Raw genomic sequence first — 1448 nt, forward strand, 5'->3', positions numbered from 1 at the left:
ACTTCAGTAAAACAATCTGTATTCTTAAGCACAAAATTAGATGCGCTTACCCTGTTGTGGCAGTTCGTAGCCCATAATTTCAATTGGGGTCTTCACAATCCGCACGAAAGCAGTCATGGCAATTGGGTAAATTCGCAATGTTTCTTGGCACACTGCTGTCAAATAGGGCAATTTAGCTACACTACTCAAATCGGGGTTTGTAATCGTGTTAAGTTCCTGTAGCAGCTTTTCACGCACCTCTGGTAAATGGTCAATCCAATAAAAAGCCCATGTCAACGCAGAAGCAGTAGTTTCATGTCCCGCAACTAGCAGTGTCATCAACTCATCGTGTAATTCTTCATCTGACATGCCTTCACCATCGTCATAACGGGCTGCCATCATCAAACTCAGGATGTCTTGACGATTTTGAGCGGATTGGGCCCGACGTTCTCGAAGCAAAGCATAAATAAGTTGATCAATTTTTTGCCGTTGTTGCAGAATCCTGCCCCACGGACTCCACGCACCGAAATCTTTTTGGATGAACCTGAAAAAGAAGGCGCTAGACATTACGGGCGAACTGATGAAGTTTAGTAAGTCATTTAGCGATCGCCTCAGTGACTCAAAAAGCTCTCCCTCATTTAAACCAAATACAACCCGCAGGATAACACGCAAGGTGATTTCTTGCATCGACTCTCGGATATTAAAAGGTTTGCCAATTTGCCATTGATTACTCACTTGTCGGGTTATTTCCCGGATATCTTGACCATAAGCCCGCATCCTTTCGCCATGAAAAGGAGGAGTTAGTAGTTGCCGTTGACGCTGGTGGCGATCGCCATCCGCTAACATAAAGGAGCGATCGCCAAGCAAAAATTTTAGTCCTATGTTCCCCCTGCCAACCTCAAAATAGCTGGAATTAGCAGTAAAAATCTGCTCAAGCGCTTGGGGTTGACTAAAGTACACAAGATGGTTATTAGAGCGACTACTGCTGATGGTAAAAGTGTCACCATAGATTTTGGCAAAATCATCCACATATTTTAGTGGCTGACCAATAAACTTGATCATCCGCAGCCAGCGCGGCATTTGAGGGCCATCAGGCAAATTGTAAGTTGCTGTCATCGGAGTTTGTGGAATTGATGGCTTCTGAATTTTATTATTACGAGTTTTCATGTTCTTGAGGGTCACATAAAGCGGTATATTCATCATGGGAGAGTAGGGAGTGGGGAGTAGGCTTGCCGTGAGCGTAGCCGAACGGGAGTAGAGAGTAGAAGAAAAGGATAAAAACTAATAACTTCTAATGACTAACTCAGTACTCAACACTCTTTCAAGTCAGTCCATCATCAAAAGATCCCACAACCAAAATGAAAAAGATTTCTTCCCTACTCCCCACCCCCCAAAACCCAAACCCATGTACAAACAAAAGCACTGCCAAAAAAAATCGGGAATAACAAACGTAAAGGAGGAATCCCTTA

The 1448-nt window shown here is 43.6% G+C and carries 1 pseudogene; it reads right to left on the reverse strand.

Features of this window, described 5'->3' with window-relative positions:
• Nucleotides 1–57 precede the first annotated feature (57 nt).
• Nucleotides 58–1095, reverse strand: a pseudogene (locus ACFFAP_RS20355) (cytochrome P450); the annotation flags it as partial.
• Nucleotides 1096–1448: the final 353 nt, after the last annotated feature.

It is taken from the genome of uncultured Nostoc sp., assembly GCF_964245575.1.
Classification (GTDB): domain Bacteria; phylum Cyanobacteriota; class Cyanobacteriia; order Cyanobacteriales; family Nostocaceae; genus Nostoc.